Source organism: Bifidobacterium apis, from assembly GCF_036986835.1.
GTDB classification, from domain to species: Bacteria; Actinomycetota; Actinomycetes; order Actinomycetales; family Bifidobacteriaceae; genus Bombiscardovia; species Bombiscardovia apis_A.
The window spans coordinates 62511-78878 of sequence record NZ_BTXD01000001.1 but is presented as its reverse complement, the minus strand read 5'-3'; the positions used below and the strand labels follow the sequence as shown (position 1 = coordinate 78878).

At 62.9% G+C, this 16368-nt stretch carries 10 protein-coding genes; 6 read left to right on the top strand and 4 right to left on the bottom strand.

Annotated elements, in window-relative coordinates; translation table 11 throughout:
- Positions 1 to 253 precede the first annotated feature (253 nt).
- The 4 genes from AACP62_RS00275 to fbaA all read right to left on the bottom strand — a co-directional run bounded on the left by AACP62_RS00275 (position 254) and on the right by fbaA (position 5448).
- Positions 254 to 1510 (bottom strand): MFS transporter, encoded by a 1257-nt coding sequence (locus AACP62_RS00275; protein WP_195760154.1) that lies wholly within the window; start codon positions 1508 to 1510, stop codon positions 254 to 256.
- Positions 1511 to 1909: 399 nt separating this feature from the next.
- The gene (locus tag AACP62_RS00270) at positions 1910 to 2878 is read right to left on the bottom strand and encodes an FAD:protein FMN transferase (protein WP_339345577.1); all 969 of its coding nucleotides are present in this window, start codon (positions 2876 to 2878) and stop codon (positions 1910 to 1912) included.
- Between the two features lie 9 nt (positions 2879 to 2887).
- Positions 2888 to 4189, bottom strand: coding sequence for an adenylosuccinate synthase (locus tag AACP62_RS00265; protein ID WP_339345575.1), 1302 nt, complete (start codon positions 4187 to 4189; stop codon positions 2888 to 2890).
- A gap of 194 nt (positions 4190 to 4383) precedes the next feature.
- A complete protein-coding gene (fbaA, locus tag AACP62_RS00260) occupies positions 4384 to 5448 on the bottom strand; it encodes a class II fructose-bisphosphate aldolase (protein WP_339345574.1) in 1065 nt (354 codons plus the stop codon).
- A 275-nt stretch (positions 5449 to 5723) separates the two neighbouring features.
- Between fbaA and AACP62_RS00255 the strand changes: the two genes are divergently transcribed.
- From AACP62_RS00255 to AACP62_RS00230, 6 genes are all read left to right on the top strand, one after another.
- Positions 5724 to 6716 carry a nucleoside hydrolase gene (locus AACP62_RS00255; RefSeq protein ID WP_029678351.1) on the top strand — a complete coding sequence of 331 codons (993 nt, stop codon included), beginning with the start codon at positions 5724 to 5726 and terminating at the stop codon, positions 6714 to 6716.
- Between the two features lie 13 nt (positions 6717 to 6729).
- Positions 6730 to 8133 (top strand): MFS transporter, encoded by a 1404-nt coding sequence (locus AACP62_RS00250; protein WP_044097755.1) that lies wholly within the window; start codon positions 6730 to 6732, stop codon positions 8131 to 8133.
- Between the two features lie 841 nt (positions 8134 to 8974).
- Complete coding sequence (dcd, locus tag AACP62_RS00245) at positions 8975 to 9556, top strand: dCTP deaminase (protein WP_015022650.1); 582 nt, start codon at positions 8975 to 8977, stop codon at positions 9554 to 9556.
- Between the two features lie 250 nt (positions 9557 to 9806).
- The gene (locus AACP62_RS00240; RefSeq protein ID WP_339345569.1) at positions 9807 to 13856 is read left to right on the top strand and encodes a fibronectin type III domain-containing protein; all 4050 of its coding nucleotides are present in this window, start codon (positions 9807 to 9809) and stop codon (positions 13854 to 13856) included.
- Positions 13846 to 15294: an MFS transporter gene (locus tag AACP62_RS00235; protein ID WP_339345568.1), complete on the top strand. Its 1449-nt coding sequence runs from the start codon at positions 13846 to 13848 to the stop codon at positions 15292 to 15294. Before AACP62_RS00240 ends, AACP62_RS00235 begins: the two co-directional genes overlap by 11 nt.
- A complete protein-coding gene (locus tag AACP62_RS00230; RefSeq protein ID WP_339346485.1) occupies positions 15291 to 16340 on the top strand; it encodes a LacI family DNA-binding transcriptional regulator in 1050 nt (349 codons plus the stop codon). Before AACP62_RS00235 ends, AACP62_RS00230 begins: the two co-directional genes overlap by 4 nt.
- Positions 16341 to 16368: the final 28 nt, after the last annotated feature.

Genomic DNA, 16368 nt, shown 5'->3' with positions numbered 1-16368 from the left:
CTTTATGTGCGGTCCGACCGGACCGGCTCTTCCAGGCCGGGGAACGCTAAATACTGTGAATTCCTGTCATTGTTCCAGGCGGACGATGCTCTTTCGACCGGGGCGACGGATTTTGTCCTTGACCCCGATCCGTACCCTGTGGATACGGTATGCCTCCAACCATACTCGTGATATGGCCAGATGGACTGTCCGCAATTCGTTGTTCGGACACCGGCGCGATTCAAAGAACCGGCCGGCGGGATGCCTCCAGGGCTTACTTGGTGAAGTCCACATCCTTGGTTTCGTGGCAGGTCAGCACTGCCACCAGGCAGCAGACCGCCATAACGGCCAGGTAGAGCCCGACCGAACGCACTCCCCAGTGGGAGGAGAGCCAGGTGGCGATGGTAGGCACGAAGGCCGCGCCCACGATGGCCGCCAAGTTGTAGCCGATGCCGGAACCCGAGTAGCGCACGTTGGCGTCAAAGAGCTCTGGCAGGAAGGCGCCGATAGGCCCGAAGGCGATGCCCATCAGGGCGAACCCGACGCAGAGGAAGACCATGACCTGGAAGGTGTTGTGATGGGCCATGAGCAGGTAGGGGAAGACCAGGCTGAAGACCACCAGCATGACGGAGCTGCCGATCAGCACCCGGCGACGGCCGATGCGGTCCGCATAGACGCAGGCCAGCACGATGAAGAGGGCGAAGACCAGGATGGAGACCATAAGCATGAGCAGGTACTCCTGGTTGGTGAAGCCCAGTCCGCCGCCGCCCTGGGACTTGGGCTTGGTGCCGTAAGCCAGCGACCAGGTGGCCAAGGTGTAGAAGAGGGTGTAGGTGACCGCGACCAGGAAAGTGGCCTGGAGCACCTGGCGCCAGCTCTTGCGGAAGACCTCCAGAAGCGGGGTCTTGACGACCTTCTGCTGATCCAGGGCCATCTGGAAAATGGGAGTCTCCTGCATGGAGACGCGCACAGCCAGCCCTACAACCACCAGGATGGCGGAGAGCAGGAAGGGCACACGCCAGCCCCAGCTCAGCATCTGCTCGGGTGTGCAGAACATCTCCAGCAGGAAGTAGGTCCCGTTGGCCAGGAAGAAGCCGATTGGGGCACCCAGCTCAGGGAAGGAGCCGTAAAGGGCCCTCTTGCCTTCCGGGGCGTTCTCGGTGGCCACCAGGGCCGCGCCGGACCACTCGCCACCCAGGCCGATACCTTGCACGAACCGGCACAGGCAGAGGACCACTACGGCCCAGAGCCCCCAGGTGGCATAAGTGGGCAGGACGCCGATCAGAACCGTGGAGCAGCCCATGGTCAGCAGGGAGACCACCAACGTGGTCTTGCGCCCCTGACGGTCCCCGAAGTGTCCGAAGATCAAGGATCCCAAGGGCCGCGCGATGAAAGCGATGGCGAAGGTCAGCAGGGAGGCCAGGAGGGCCACGGTCGGATCGGTCTTAGGGAAGAACAGCTTGGGGAAATAGTTGGCCGAAGCCGTCCCGTAAGCGTAGAAATCGTAGAACTCAATGGCCGTGCCGACCATGGAGGCCCCGATGACCGTGCGAACCGAGCTGCGGGTCACACGGGTGCTGCCGGACGCGGTGGCTGTCGAGGCCGGGGAAGCAACACTGACGTCGTTTGCCGTCACTTCATCTCATCTCCTTATAGAAAAACCCCGCTGTTGGCAGGGTCTGATGCGATGAAGCCTATGCGTCCAGCCCCGCCTTCCGACGGGGTCGAACAATGAAGATTGTCGAGTCAGTCCGCCGGTGAGGACGGGCTAATAATTCGTGCGGACACGGTGCCGAATCGGCGGGTGTCTGTCAAGCTGGTCATCACGGCGAACCTCCCTTCATCATTCTCGAATCGGATGCGTTTTCCGCGCATCTGTATTGGTGCTGACCATAGGCCTGGCACCGGCTTGTTCAACGAGACAGGTCCACTATGTGGACGGATGGATGTTGGGGTCGGTGAAGAACCGGCCCGGGAATTCGTTGGAAATCACGGCCTGACGGTCGGCATACATGAGGGCGCAGGAGAAGGAGAATCCGGCGGCCAGCGCATCCGGCGGCACCAGGAAGAGTGCGGTGGCCAGACCGTCAGCCAGACCCGTGGGGTGTCCGTTGTTCCTCTCGTCAGTGACTACCCAGGAGGCCAGCACGCGGTCGACCGGACGACCGTCGATGGCATCCAGGATGTGGTGAAGTGCCGTCAACCCCGCTGCTGCGGCATCCTCGGAGCGGTCGGTCCAATGGCGGCGGCTGGGTGCCGAGGCGCACAAGGACCCATGGGACAGCTCGATTCGGCCCACGCCGGCAGACAGATCACCGGGATCCTCCATGGCGATGGAGACCGGACGAGAGGTCCGCATACGCATGTCGCCACCGGCATCGATCAGATACTCTTCCACCCGAGGTTCGAGCAAATCGGCAATGAGGTCTACCAGATAGCCCTTGCCGACCGCCCCGAAATCAAGGCTGACCGGGCCGGTAGTCACAAGGACAGCACCCTGACGCCTGAGGTCATCGCCCCAGGTCGGTCGCCCATGGATCCGCCCCAGCTGACCGGCAGCATCGGCCTGCAGCCGGAAGGTGGGCTGCCTGCCGTAGCCCAGACGGGTCAGGTCCTCGCCCACCATGGGGTCCAAGGCCCCGTCGGTGGCGGAGTACAGCCTGTCATATAGGTCAAAGAGCCCTTGACAGTAGTCCGGAAAGACGAACCTTCCCCCATGAATAGCCTGGGCCATCTGCGCAGGTATGGCATCCTGCCTGAACCGCGACAGGGCACGTTCGTAATCCTCGATCAGATCGGCGATGGCGCCGTGAAGCCAGTCTCCCAAAGGCCGATTCGTGGAGATAATGATTCCCGTACCCACCGCCCCGGGGAAGGCGGTCAGGCAGGGCAGACCCATGGAGATTCCTCAGTCGATCAGCGAGTGGATCTGCACGATCTGATCGCGGCCCGGACCCGAACCCACAGCCGAAATGCGGCAGCCGGACAGGTCCTCCAGGCGATGGATGTAGTCCTTGGCCTTGGTCGGGAACTCCTCGAAGCTCTTGGCACCGGAGATGTCCTCGCGCCAGCCCGGCAGCTCCTCGTACACCGGTTGGGCGGATTGGAACTCGGCCTGGTCCACGGGCATCTGGTCCACCCTGACCCTGGAGCCGTCGGACCGGGTGATGTCGTAGCCCACGCAGACCGGAATGGTCTCCAGACCGGAGAGAACATCCAGCTTGGTCAGCACGATGTCGGTCAGGCCGTTGATCTGCACTGCATAGCGGCTGACCAGCGCGTCGAACCAACCGCAGCGACGGGAGCGGCCGGTGGTCACCCCGTACTCGTGTCCCTGACGGCGCAGCCATTCGCCCTGCTCATTGTCCAGTTCCGTGGGGAAGGGTCCCTCGCCCACGCGGGTCACATAGGCCTTGGCCACGCCGACCACCCGGTCGATCTTGGTCGGGCCCACGCCGGTGCCGGTGCAGGCTCCCCCGGCGGTGCAGTTGGATGAGGTGACGAAGGGGTAGGTACCGTGGTCCACGTCCAGCATGGTGGCCTGTCCGCCTTCGAAAAGCACGTTCTTGCCCTGTTCCAGGGCCTGGTTGAGCATCAATGAGGTATTGGCCACATAGGGCTTGAGCCGTTCGGCGTATCCCGCCAGCTCTTCAACGGTGGCCTCCACCTCGATGGCCCGGCGGTTGTAGAGCTTGACCAGCATCTGGTTCTTCTGGTGCAGGCTGGCCTCCACCTTGTCACGCAGGTGGTCGACATTGAACAGGTCGTGCACACGAATGCCCACACGGTTGATCTTGTCGGCGTAGGCGGGGCCGATCCCGCGGCCGGTCGTGCCGATCTTATGCTTGCCCAGGAAGCGCTCGGTCACCTTATCCAGCGTCCGGTGGTAGGGGGCGATGATGTGCGCGGACTCGCTGATCCTCAGCCGGATGCAATCCACGCCGCGGGACTGGAGCCCATCGATTTCCTCGAAGAGGGCGGCCGGGTCAACCACGACGCCGTTGCCGATGACCGGGGTGATGGCCGGGTGAATGATCCCCGAGGGCAGAAGATGGAGGGCGTACTCCTGATCACCCACGACCACGGTATGGCCGGCATTGTTGCCCCCGTTGAACCTGGCGACGTAGTCCATGTGCTCGCCGATCAGATCCGTTGCCTTGCCCTTGCCCTCGTCGCCCCACTGGGCCCCGACGATCACGATTCCAGGCATACGATGCTCCTTATCCACTGGCCGCCATCCAAGGAAACAACGGCAGACCATCCATAGATGAGCCTAACCCTACGTGTGGAGCGGAAGACCGACCGACCCAGGCACCAACCCTGGTGTCAGAAGGCCCGAACAGGTTCAGCAGTCGACCGCAGCTTCCCCGCCATCATGTACCTCTCAAGACAGGAAGTTGCCAATCACCTCATGGCTCTTCCCGCACTACCCAGCTGCTGGCAGGCCTGGACTACACGCGCCGCCATCCCGTCCTCGGCCTGGCGTCCCCAGGAACGGGGGTCGTACTCGCTCTTTTCGCCGACCTCCCCGTCCACCTTGAGGACCTTGTCGTAGTTGGCGAACATGTGCCCGGCCACGGCCCTGGTGAAGGCGTACTGGGTGTCGGTGTCCACATTCATCTTGACCACGCCATGAGCGACGGCCGAGGCAATCTCCCCCGGCTGCGAGCCAGAGCCCCCGTGGAAGACCAGGAGGAAGGGCTTGTCGGCAGGGGCGCTCGGAGTGGGTATGCCACCGACTTCCCCATTGGATATGGCTCTGGCCGTCCTGGCCTGGATCTGCCCCAACAGGTCGGGCCGCAGTTTGACCACACCGGGCTTATAGGACCCATGCACATTACCGAAGGTAAAAGCCACCATGTAGCGGCCGCGCTCGCCCAGGCCCAGGGCATCGACCACCCTGGGGCCGTCCTCGGGCGAGGAATAGAGCCGCTGGTCGATGGCAGCCGAGTGACCGTCCTCCTCGCCGCCGACAGTGCCCACCTCAATCTCCAGAACGGTATGGGCGGCGCGGGACAGTTCCAGCAGCTCCGCCGCCGTGGCCAAATTTTCCCGCAGGGGCAGGCCGGAACCGTCCCACATGTGTGACTGGAAGAGCGGATCCTGACCGTGGGCCACCTGGTCCCTCTCGTAGGCCAGCAGGGGCCGCACCCATTCGTCCAGGTATTGCGGGGCGCAATGGTCCGTATGCAGGGCCACGGTGATACTCGGATAGCGGGCGATCACCTCGTGGGCGAACTTGGCGAAGGCGATGGAGCCAGCCACTCGGTCGGCAAGGCGCTGTCCGGACAGGTAGGCGGCACCTCCCACGGAGACCTGGATGATCCCGTCGGACTGGGCCTCGTCCAACCCCTGCAGGGCCGCGTTCAGGGTCTGGGTGCTGGTCACATTGATGGCGGGATAGGCGTAGGACCCCCGTCTGGCCGCATCGAGCATCGCCACATACTGTTCAGGAGTCGCTAAAGTCATACCCTCATTATCGTCGGTTGCAAGGAAAAGCGGCCGACCACCCGTAGCTGCAGACATCACCGATGGATTTGCGGGTCTCTGCCCTGATGGCGAACACCCCCCCGACGCGCTTTGACAAGCCTCCAAGCCGCAGGTAGTTTAGCTCCGTACAGTTTGATGAAACGTTACATCAAACAGGTTGTTTGTTTCACGGCAGTAACGAATCAGCCTAGGGAAGGCACGACATAGGTAAGCAGAAGGTTGGGGCTGCCCATCCTTCTGGGAAGGAGACCAACGTGTCAGCAAACAAGGGAACCGTCCGCAAGATCATCCTGGATCTGGACACTGGCATCGATGACACGCTGGCTCTGTCCTACGTTCTGGGCTCCCCGGATGCCGAACTGATCGGAATCACCGGCACCTACGGCAACGTGGTGCGCGACCAAGGCGTCGACAACGATCTGCGGCTTCTGGCCATGTACGGCAGGGAGGATATCCCGGTCTTCAAGGGAATCGATCACCCCAGCACGGCCGACTCCTTCAGCGTTCCGCCGGACTCCGAGATCTTCCACGGGGCCAACGGCACCGGCAACGTCGAAATCCCCGCACAGACCGACCGGCAGGCCAGCCAGCAGAGCTCGGTGGACTTCATCATCGACGCGGTCCGTCGTTACCCCAAGGGTGAGCTGGTCGTAGTGCCCACCGGCGCCCTGACCACCATCGCCGCCGCCCTGGAAAAGGCCCCCGACATCGTCGACCGCATCAGCATCGTCATGATGGGCGGCACGCTGACCCAGCCTGGCAACGTTGGGCCCTTCGCAGAGGCCAACATCAACCAGGATCCCGAGGCAGCCAACCGGGTCTTCGCCACCACCGCAGACATCACCATGGTTGGCCTGGATGTGACCACCCAGGCTCTGATGAGCCGCGAGGACACCGAGGCCCTGCGCGCCACAGGCACCAGCGCCGGCCGCTTCCTGGCAGACATGACCGATTACTACATCGACATCAGCGAAAAGGAGAGCGGGGTCTACCTGGGAGGCTGCAACCTGCACGATCCCCTGGCCGCAGCCGTGGCCATCGACCCCAGCCTGGTCACCACCTTCGCCACCAATCTGATGGTCGAGACCGAGGGACCGCAGCGGGCCCGTACCATCGGCGACCCCAGCAGGCTTCTGGACACGGTCAAGAACACCAAGGTGGCCCTGTCGGTCGACACCGAGCGGTTCACCCGGCGCTTCATGGACAGGCTTCTGACCCTGGTGCGCAAGACCGAGAGCGAACGATAGAAGGACGGCAGTCATGAGCGAAACCATCACTACAACGGCTACCGAAGCAACCGTGGACGAAAACCGCCGCAGCACCAAGCGGGCCCTGCCGGCCCTGCTGGCCATCTTCCTGCTGGGCACACTGATGATCCAGGCCTTCAACCTGGTCTTCCAGAACGTGGGTGACTCCCTGGGGATGTCCGCCAACGCCTCGCTGATCAGCACCCTACCCGGCATCGTCCTGGGCGTGGTCTGCATGCTCTACGGCACCCTCTGCGACTACATCTCCCCAAGGAAGATGACCCTGTTCGGCGTGGGCGCCCTGATAGTCGGCAGCCTCCTGGGCTTCTTCGGCGCTTCGAACTTCTGGGCCGTGGTCCTGGCCCGCATGATCCAGACCGCGGGCGGTCAGGTGGCCGGCTCGGTCTTCCTGGTCATGGCCATGAAGTACCTGAGCGACAAGGAGCGCGCCTTCTACCTGGGCATCTTCAACGCCGTCTACTACGCATCCTCGGCTGTGGGCATCTTCGCCGGCGGACTGATCACCTCCATCGACTGGCGCTACCTCTTCCTGGTGCCCCTGGTCTCCATCCTGCTCATCCCCCCGGTGCTCAAGTACACGCCTGACACCGGCATCAAGGGCGAGCGCATCGACGTCTTCGGCATCGCCCTGTTCGCGCTGATCGCCGGGTTCGTGGCCGTCTACTTCTCCTTCCCGGCCACCTGGATGCTTGGGGTGCTGGCCGTCCTGATCCTGATCTTCGCCGGCTACGTCTGGAAGGGCGCCAACCCCTTCCTGAGCCGCGGGTTCGTGACCAACGGCGCCTACATGGCTGTCCTGCTGGCCCTCTTCGTCTTCTACTTCTTCAATTTCGCCTGCGTGCCCATCTACAACGTGATCGGCGACCGCATCTACGGAATCTCCCTGAGCCAGGTCTCCCTCTGCCTGACCATCGTCTACATCGTGGCCACTCTGGTGGGCTGCCTGTCCGGAGTCATCATGAACGCCATGGGACGCCTGCCCATGCTGATCCTGTCCGCCCTGCTCATGATCGCCGGAGCCGCCGGTTCGGCCCTGATGCTCACCTCGGGTTTCTGGGTCCTGACCGCGCTGGCCTCGGTCTTCATCGCCGGCATCACCATGTCCTACACGCCCCTCTACGACTCCTTCTCGGCCACCCTGCCTGTGGACCAGAACGGACGCGGCATCGGCATCGGGGATCTGATGATGAACACCTCGGCCTCTATTGGCATGGCTGTCTACAGCGGACTCATGGCCAATCCCCAATTCGGGTCACATGCACTGGCGGGCGTCAAGACCGGCATCCAGGCCCAGGTGGCCAACATGTTCTGGGTCATGGCGGCGGCCGCCCTGCTGGCCCTGATCATCGTGGCCATCTTCCACAAGGCCATGTCAGCCAAGGCTCCCCAGGAGTAAGGCTGGTGTGACCTACACATACTTGGTCGGATAGCCGCACTGCTTGGTCCACTCCTCCTGGCCTCGGGAATGAGTCGGGCCCAGCACCGGCACCCGGCCGCTCGAACCGGGGAGGGAGCGGAGTTCGGACTGCTTTTGGCAATGTGATAGTCCCCCTCTTCCCTCAGCCGCCGAAGGCAAGAAGATCGCCGTCCCTCCCCCCGGTGGAGAACCCCCGTCATAGCCATAACTGACGGGGGTTCTTCCATATTTTCAATGCTCGTCTTCAATTCTGTGCCTATGATTTGGGCCGCGCATCGGAGCACGATCTATGCCAGAATGTGGCTGCACGGAACTGTCAATTCCATCTCGGAGATCTGCCGGCCTTGAGTCCTGAATACAGGGGGGGGGGGGTAGAAGCTCAAGGAACAAAGGTTCGGACCGGACCAACACTGGGCGACTCATGGATTTGCAAACACTCATTGATTCGCCAACGCCCGACCGTACTGTAATAGACCTTAACGAACTCAATCGAGCCATTGGACATACGGTTTCACGTGAAACGTCGGCGCACTGATACTTCCCCCAAAATGAAGAGAACCCGGCGATGCGTGAACACCGCCGGGCGAGAGAGAAGAAAGGGAAATCAGTTGTCGGACGGAGGTCAACCGCCCGTTCGGTTTTTGAGCCGATATCTATAGTAAAGAGCAGGTACCTTATGGTGACGATAGTGTTATCTGAAAATTCTCTGTGAATCCAGCAGGATCAGGAAGCGGGCATAGGGCCGGTTAGACTGGATTTCGGATGGTTTCCCGCCCGAGGAGAGACCCTCGACCAACGAATCCAAAGGAGATACCTAGGCATGTTGCTCAGCGACCATGACATCCTGGATGCCCACCAGGCAGGACACCTGAATCTGGACCCGTGGACGCCCGCCATGGTCCAGCCCTCCAGCGTGGACGTACGCCTGGACCGCTACTTCCGGGTCTTCAACAACCATCAGTACACATACGTGGATCCGGCGGAGGACCAGGGTGCGCTGACCGAGCAATTCGAGGTGCCCAAGGACGAACCCTGGATTCTGCACCCAGGCGAGTTCGTTCTGGGATCCACCTGGGAGTATGTCAAGCTGGACTCCACTCTGGCCGCCCGGTTGGAGGGCAAAAGCTCCCTGGGCCGCTTGGGCATTCTGACCCACTCCACCGCCGGGTTCGTCGATCCGGGTTTTGAAGGTCACATCACCCTGGAGCTGTCCAACGTGAGCACCCTGCCGGTCAAACTTTGGCCTGGCATGAAGATCGGCCAGATGTGCTTCTTCCAGCTCTCCTCGCCCGCTCAATACCCTTACGGGTCCAAGCACAACGGCTCCCACTACCAAGGCCAGCGCGGCCCAACTCCTTCCCGCTCCTACATCAACTTCTACAAGGCCGACGTCTCAGACTAATCACCCCAAGCCAGGACCATAAAGGCCTGGCACCTGCATGCCTGTGTCTGCATATTCGTCGACAATCCCCAAATGCCCAGGCCGGAAGTCTGCCTTCAGCCGCCATGCTTGAAGCAAGCTCTGGCCACCCTTACTTCTCGGGACCAGATTGGCAATAAATGGCAATGCCTTAATACGATGTACCCTGCCTGTTGACCGGCCATGATGGCCGATCGGGAACCGACATCAGCAGGCAGCGAGGCGAGGCGGCGTGAAACTCAATCTCAACGGCATCTGGGACTTCCACCCCAACGACGGAGACCGGGGATATCCCGTCATGGTGCCCACTTGGTGGGACAGCCTGCCGGAGACCACCGGCTATCCGGACTCCTGGAGCCGGGATCTGCACCATGGCGTCTACCTCAAGGAATTCTTCCTGAACGCCCTTGACCCGAACGAGGATATAATCCTGCACCTGGATGCCCTTGCCACCCTGGGCAAGGTGTCGATCAATGCAATTCCAGTGGGGCCGTCATCCACCAAGGGTTATCTGATGACGCTGCTCCCCTATGATCTGGACGTCACCAAGGCGGTTCATGCCGGACGCAACCAAATAAGGATTGAAATCTGGAGTGTCAAATCCCTTCCCGCCGATGCCCTGACCTCTGCAGAAGGACCCGATCGGTTGCTCTTCCCCTTCGGCACTGAGAACCTGGTTGGACGGCTGGGGCTGGGCGGCGACGTCTGGCTCAGCAGCAGGCCCAAGATCCGCATCGAAGACCTGCAAATCATCCCCGATCTGGGCGGCGACGCCGACCCCTCCAACGACCGGCTGGAGCTCAATGCAACGCTGATCAACACCAGCGAGCGCCCATGCGATCTGCGGTTCAGGGCCAAGGTACGCCCCTGGAAACCTTCAATGCGCAGGGGCCGGGCCGTCTTGGCCTTCAACCCGGTGTCCTGCTCCCTGAGTCCCCGCTCCTCCAAGGTCGTCCACCTGCAGACGGCCTGGCCGGATGCTCACTACTGGTCCCGTGCCGATCCCTTTCTCTATGTCATGCAGGCTCTTCTCGACGTCGGCGGCCATGTGGTCGACCGTTCCCAGGAGCGATTCGGCTTCCGGCAATTCCAGCGCCAGGGAGATCGGTACCTGCTCAACGGCATCCCCATCCGGTTGCGCGGCGACTCCCTCTGCCTACTCAACCAGGGCAGCCGCGACCTGATCAACGAGGCCGGCGATGCCTATGGGCTGATCCTTGACGACAACCAATCCGGCCTGGACATGACCAAGGCCTGGGTTGACGCCTATCGACATGCCAACTTCAACATCCTGCGCAACCACATCCGCTCAGTCCCCTCGCAAGCCCTGGCCGACCGCGCCGACGAGACCGGCATGCTCCTTGAGGAGGAGACAGCCTTCTGGAATCCAGGCTCTCCAGCCAACGTGCAACTGAATCCGCCCTTCCACATGAGCTACGGCCCTGAAGCCATTGGCCACTATGCCGAGTGGACGCGGCGGTGGGTGCGGGCCTACCGGAACCACCCCAGCATCGTCCTCTGGTCCACCACCAACGAGGCATGGAACCCCAAGGATGGCGACCTGCTCATCCCAGCCCTGCAAGCGGCCGTGCAGGAGCAGGACGGCACCCGGCCAGTGGTCAATGATGGCTTCAATGCTCCCATTACCGATGAGGATTCCCGCCACTATTACGGCGGGTATCCCTCTGGCATGACTTCGGCTCCAAACATCTATGCCCTCTACGACATCGATTCGCCCCTGCCCCTGGCAGCAGGTGAGGAATTCTCCGTCTCCACCGCAGGCATCCCCCGCTACGATGGGCAGGGACGGATTGTCGACATCTACCACGGCCGTCTCAACGGCGATCCGGACACCATCTCCCGGGCGGACTTCAGCCGGGAGGTCGGACGGGTGACCAGGGGCATACGGACCACGCGAGTGGTCGACTGGAAGCCTTTCTGCATTTCCGCCTTCATCTACGACAACATCGAGGCCTGCCTGGAACCGGACCGGCGCAGAATCCGCAGGGGGCTTAACCCTAAAAGGCTGCTGCGTCCCCAGTTCGATCCCTGGCGCGGTGAGGACGAACCCTGGCAGGAGGGGCCCGCCTTTGGATATATAGCCGCCTCCTTCGCAGATGTCGCCGCCTACGACAAGGAATTCGACCGTGAACCGCGCCTAGGCCAGCCCCACAGGATCTACCCGCGCGGAATGACCAGCCGACGCACCATCATCGTTCACAATGACGAGGAACGTGGGGGAACCGACCTTGAGTTGGTCTGGCAAGTGGCCTGGCAGCGTGGCCCAGAGGGCAGACAGGTAGTTGTCGACCGAGGTCGCCGACGGGTGCGGGTCCCACATGCATCCTGGCGGACCGTACCCGTGACCATCACCGTGCCCAGGGATCGGGCCAGCCAGGGGGCCCGACTCCTTCTGATCCTGTGCGTGCGCAAGCAGGGTAGGCAGGTCTTCCGGGAGGAGAACTTCCTGGGGTGGATCGACCATGTCGCTCCGCCACGGCTGGGGACCGCACACCCCCGCATCGACCTGGGCCGGGTGGAATGGGTATCAAGAGAGGTTAAACACTGCATCCATCTGCGTCAGGAGGGCAGCGCAATGAGCGAGCGCTGGAGCGCCAAGATCCTGGAGGATGCCGAGGGCGCCTTCAGCCTGGAAAGCATGAACGGGAACCTGCGCCACGAGCAGGATATCTACTACACCGTCAATCCCTCCGGCCTGGAACCCGGACATCTCTATCGAGCCCGCGTGCGCTTTCGTGGAGAGCTGGAGGAGACGGCCACGGTAACGGTCACCTTCACCGCCGGGCGGCGGCCTCCCCGACAGGCCCGGGCCAATCTTGCCGCAGGGGCCCGGGTCCAGGTCTCCTCCCAAGCTGATCTGCCAGGGTGGACAAGGGCCGCCTTGGTCGACGGCCGTCTCGGAGCCGCCTACGACCGATTCGGCTGGTCCAGCTCCGTCGGCAACCGGAACCGCCCGGAGTGGATTCTCCTGGAGATGCGGCAGGCTGCCACCCTATCCCAGGTGGTCCTAGCGCCCCGGGGTCGCAATCCGTCTGGAGATGCCAGCCAGCAGTCAGGCACCGGTTCCTTCGGCGTGGTGGAGTACGCAACCGGCAGCAGGTCGACCGACCCCAACCAGGGTCAGGGCTTTCCGCTGGACTTCTCCATCAGCCTTTCATCGAACGGTCGCAGCTGGACCAAGGTCTGCAGCCGCCACAACTATCCGCTGCCGGCGGACGGTAGGCCACAGGCCTTCGACTTCGCCCCAATGAGCAATATCAGGTTTATCAAAATCGAGGCAACCCGGCTGCGAGCCAACCCTTATCAGGGAGGACGGTACGCCTTGCAGCTGAGCCAGATCATGGCCTTCTCTCGCCATCGTCTGCCGGCCATACCTGCAGCTCCCCAAAGTATCGACGCCCAGCCTCATGGACACCGCCTGCGCCTGGCTTGGCAGCACGGACCGATCCGACACCAGGCCGACGCGCCCCGCACCGCCCAGGTCCTTCTGCGTGACCGAAAAGGCCGGGCTATGACCTTCTACCTAGACCGGCCTCAGGGACGGGCCGACCTGGACGGGATCCCCTTCGGCACCTGGCGGATGATCCTGCAGGAGTGCAACTCCACGGGCATCGGCGAACCAGCGGACCTGCTTGAGCTGCGTATGGGACCCCCCAAAGCCGAAAGGACCGATCCGACGCTGCCCAGGCCCAGCGACCCCCAGGTCAGCATTGACCCGGCAGACATGACCGTCCGTCTGACTGTTGACCATGTCCCACGCGGGTTTTCAGGGTGCGAACTGACCCTGAAACCGTCTGACAATCATGAGCCCAAGCCGACCGTCTGGCTGCCCGCCGACCAACAGACCCATAGTTTCCGGCAGATTCCACCAGGCATCTACCGGGTCATGGCAGCCTTCACCACCGAGGATGGCCGGGTCTCACCCACCTCTTCCCAAGGCGATCCCTTAATCCTCGGGCATGCGCCCGGGCGTCCGGCCAAACCCGGGCTGACCTCTTCCGGTAAAACCATGCAGGCATCCTGGTCTCCCCCGAACGATGGAGGCATCCCTCTACAGGGCTATCTGGTCACCATGCGCGAAATGGGAAGTGGGCAGAATACGAGACTGCGATTGGCTGCAAAACAGACCACCCTGACCCTCGATGATCTGACACCCGGCAAGTACACGGTCAGCGTCAGCGCCATCAATGCGGCAGGAGCCGGACCGGAATCCCCCGCCTCCCTTCCCTGCCTCATCACCGAGGGCGACCATGAGTGCTGAGTCCCTGCCCAGGTCCGCCATCCTGGGCTACGGACTGGGCGATGCCGCCAACAACGTCGGCTGGCAGATGACCAACCTCTTTCTGACCACCTACTACCTCTACTTGGGCATGGATCCCATGCTGGTGGCCGACATCTTCCTGGGAGCCCACCTCTTCCAGGCCCTGGTCTACCTGGTCGCCGGAAGAATCACCGACGGACGCGACAAAGACCGGGAGGGCGGTCTGCGGCGGCTTGTCGTCATCTTCGGCCTGCCGATGATGATCTCCGTCACCCTGATGTACACCATTCCGGCGGGCGCCCCCATGGCGGTACGCATCGGCTGGGCCATCGCCACCTACCTGCTTTATCAACTCCTCGGGGCCTTGGGCGGCGTGCCCTACGGGGCCCTTCTGGGAGCCATGACCCGGGACCCCGATGACCGCCAGCGCCTGGCTGCCTCCCGCACCTTCGGCGGAGCGGCGGCAGGGGTCATCCTGACCTTTACCCTGGCACCGCGGGTCAACGACATGGACCCCTCCCGCCTCTTTCTTCCGGTGGTCGCCGCCTGCTGTCTGCTGGGCTCCCTGGGCTATCTGATCATGGCCCGGACCACCAGGGAGCGCTACCTACCTCCAGCAGCCCCTCGCACCTCCCTGAAAGAGGATCTGCGACTCCTGGCCGACAATCGGCCCCTGCTGGTGGTCTGTCTGGCCACCCTGTTCATGACCAACCCGGTGGCTTCGCTGGCCCCAATCGTCGCCAAGGAGGTCCTGACCGTCGGCAACCCTGGGCAGACCGGACGAATCACCTTCGCCTTGACCCTGGTGGGCGTCCTTGCCGGGGTGGTTGTAGCCCCCTGCTCGCCCTGGCTGGTGCAGCGTCTGGGCAAGCGAGGCACCTGGACCTTGGGCGGGCTGATGGTCATCGGATCCTCGCTGGCCTTCATCCTGGTCCGATCCGCCTGGCCTGCAGTCGCCTGCATAGCCTTGAACGGCATCGGAGTGCAGGTCATCACCCCCTGCATCTGGGCCATGCAGGCGGATTCGGTCCAGTACGAGCAGTGGCGGACCGGCAACGGAAACACTGCCGGAGCCTCCATGGCCGCCCTCAGCATCACCCGCCAGGTCGGAGCGGCCATCAATGGATGGGCGGGGCCGGCCATCCTGTCTTTCCTGGGTTACAGGCCAGGCATGAATGTTGCCCAGGATCCGGCCCTGGGCACCAACATGCGGCTGGCTGTGGGCCTGGTACCGGCTGCCATGTTCACCATCTCGGTCCTGCTGATCCGCTGCTATCCGCTGACCGAGGAGGTCTTCGGACGCATCAGCGCCGACCTGCAGGCAGGCCGTCTACAATGCCAGTGCAGCCATATCAGGCAAGGAACGGAGCATCAGGCTTGTCCAGGAAATCCCCGGAGCCCGCACAGGGGCGGGAAGGGCACCGACGCGTGCGCATGATCGATGTGGCCGCAAGGGCCGGAGTGTCCCCGTCCACGGTCTCCCGCGCGCTCAACAATCCCGGTCGACTGAACTCGCAGACCGCCGACCATATCCGCTCCCTGGCCCGATCCATGGGATACCCCCTGCCCGACCGTCCTCCCAGTAGGGATGCGACCGGTCCAGTCATGATCACCTTTCTGGTCCAGGACACCTCCAACGGAATCTCCTCCCAGATCCTTGCCGGCGCTCAGGAGGCACTTCCTGAACAAGGTGCAGTCGGCATCATCGAAGCCGGAACCGAGCTGGGGCGCACGGAAGACCTGTTGGAAAGCCTGGTCGGCCATACCCGTGGAATCATCCTGGCCACCGATCAGGTCCGGGCGTCAACGGCCCGGCGCCTGGGACGACGCCTGCCTCTTGTAATCCTCAACCGCCCCATGGAAGGCCTTCCTTCTGTCCTGCCCGATGCCTCCACCGGCCTGGCCCAAGCCCTGGAACTGCTACGGCGTCAGGGAAGACGGTCTGTAGTGTACATAGCCAGCCGTGTGGGGGCCTGGTCCGACCGATCCCGCTGGGAGAGCCTGCAAGCACTCAGCCGGACTATAGGGCTGGAATGCCGACGAATTGGTCCGGTGAATCCTACTGTCCAAGGCGGTAGGCAGGCCGTCATCGCACTGGAGCAGGAACCTCCCGATGCCGTGGTCGCTTACAATGATCTAATCGCCGCCGGTGTCATTCTGGAGCTGCAGTCCAAAGGAATCACCGTGCCCGACAGGGTCGGCGTCCTCGGATTTGACAACACCATGGTCGCTCCTGTCGTCAAGCCGGCCGTAGCTACGATTCGTATCCCCCGCAGAGCCATAGGACATGCCGCAGCTGATATTCTGCTGGGTCGGAAGCCCGAGACCGGGCAGTCCCGTCAACAGGCCGCCCTGATCGCTCGGCTGCGCAAAGCCGGCATCCCACCTGTCACCGAGGACCGCGGAGCCCTGGCCCTGCCTACCTCGTTGACCATCCGGGACAGTCTGGGCACCTTGACTTCGAGCGCACTCGAAGGGGTATAGCTGAATCTGCCGGAATGACCCGGCCACA

Coding starts and splice junctions, on each gene's coding strand:
- AACP62_RS00275 (WP_195760154.1), bottom strand. CDS start 1,510: ATGGTCGGCACGGCCATTGAGTTCTACGATTTCTACGCTTACGGGACG.
- AACP62_RS00270 (WP_339345577.1), bottom strand. CDS start 2,878: ATGGGTCTGCCCTGCCTGACCGCCTTCCCCGGGGCGGTGGGTACGGGA.
- AACP62_RS00265 (WP_339345575.1), bottom strand. CDS start 4,189: ATGCCTGGAATCGTGATCGTCGGGGCCCAGTGGGGCGACGAGGGCAAG.
- fbaA (WP_339345574.1), bottom strand. CDS start 5,448: ATGACTTTAGCGACTCCTGAACAGTATGTGGCGATGCTCGATGCGGCC.
- AACP62_RS00250 (WP_044097755.1), top strand. CDS start 6,730: ATGAGCGAAACCATCACTACAACGGCTACCGAAGCAACCGTGGACGAA.
- dcd (WP_015022650.1), top strand. CDS start 8,975: ATGTTGCTCAGCGACCATGACATCCTGGATGCCCACCAGGCAGGACAC.
- AACP62_RS00235 (WP_339345568.1), top strand. CDS start 13,846: ATGAGTGCTGAGTCCCTGCCCAGGTCCGCCATCCTGGGCTACGGACTG.
- AACP62_RS00230 (WP_339346485.1), top strand. CDS start 15,291: ATGATCGATGTGGCCGCAAGGGCCGGAGTGTCCCCGTCCACGGTCTCC.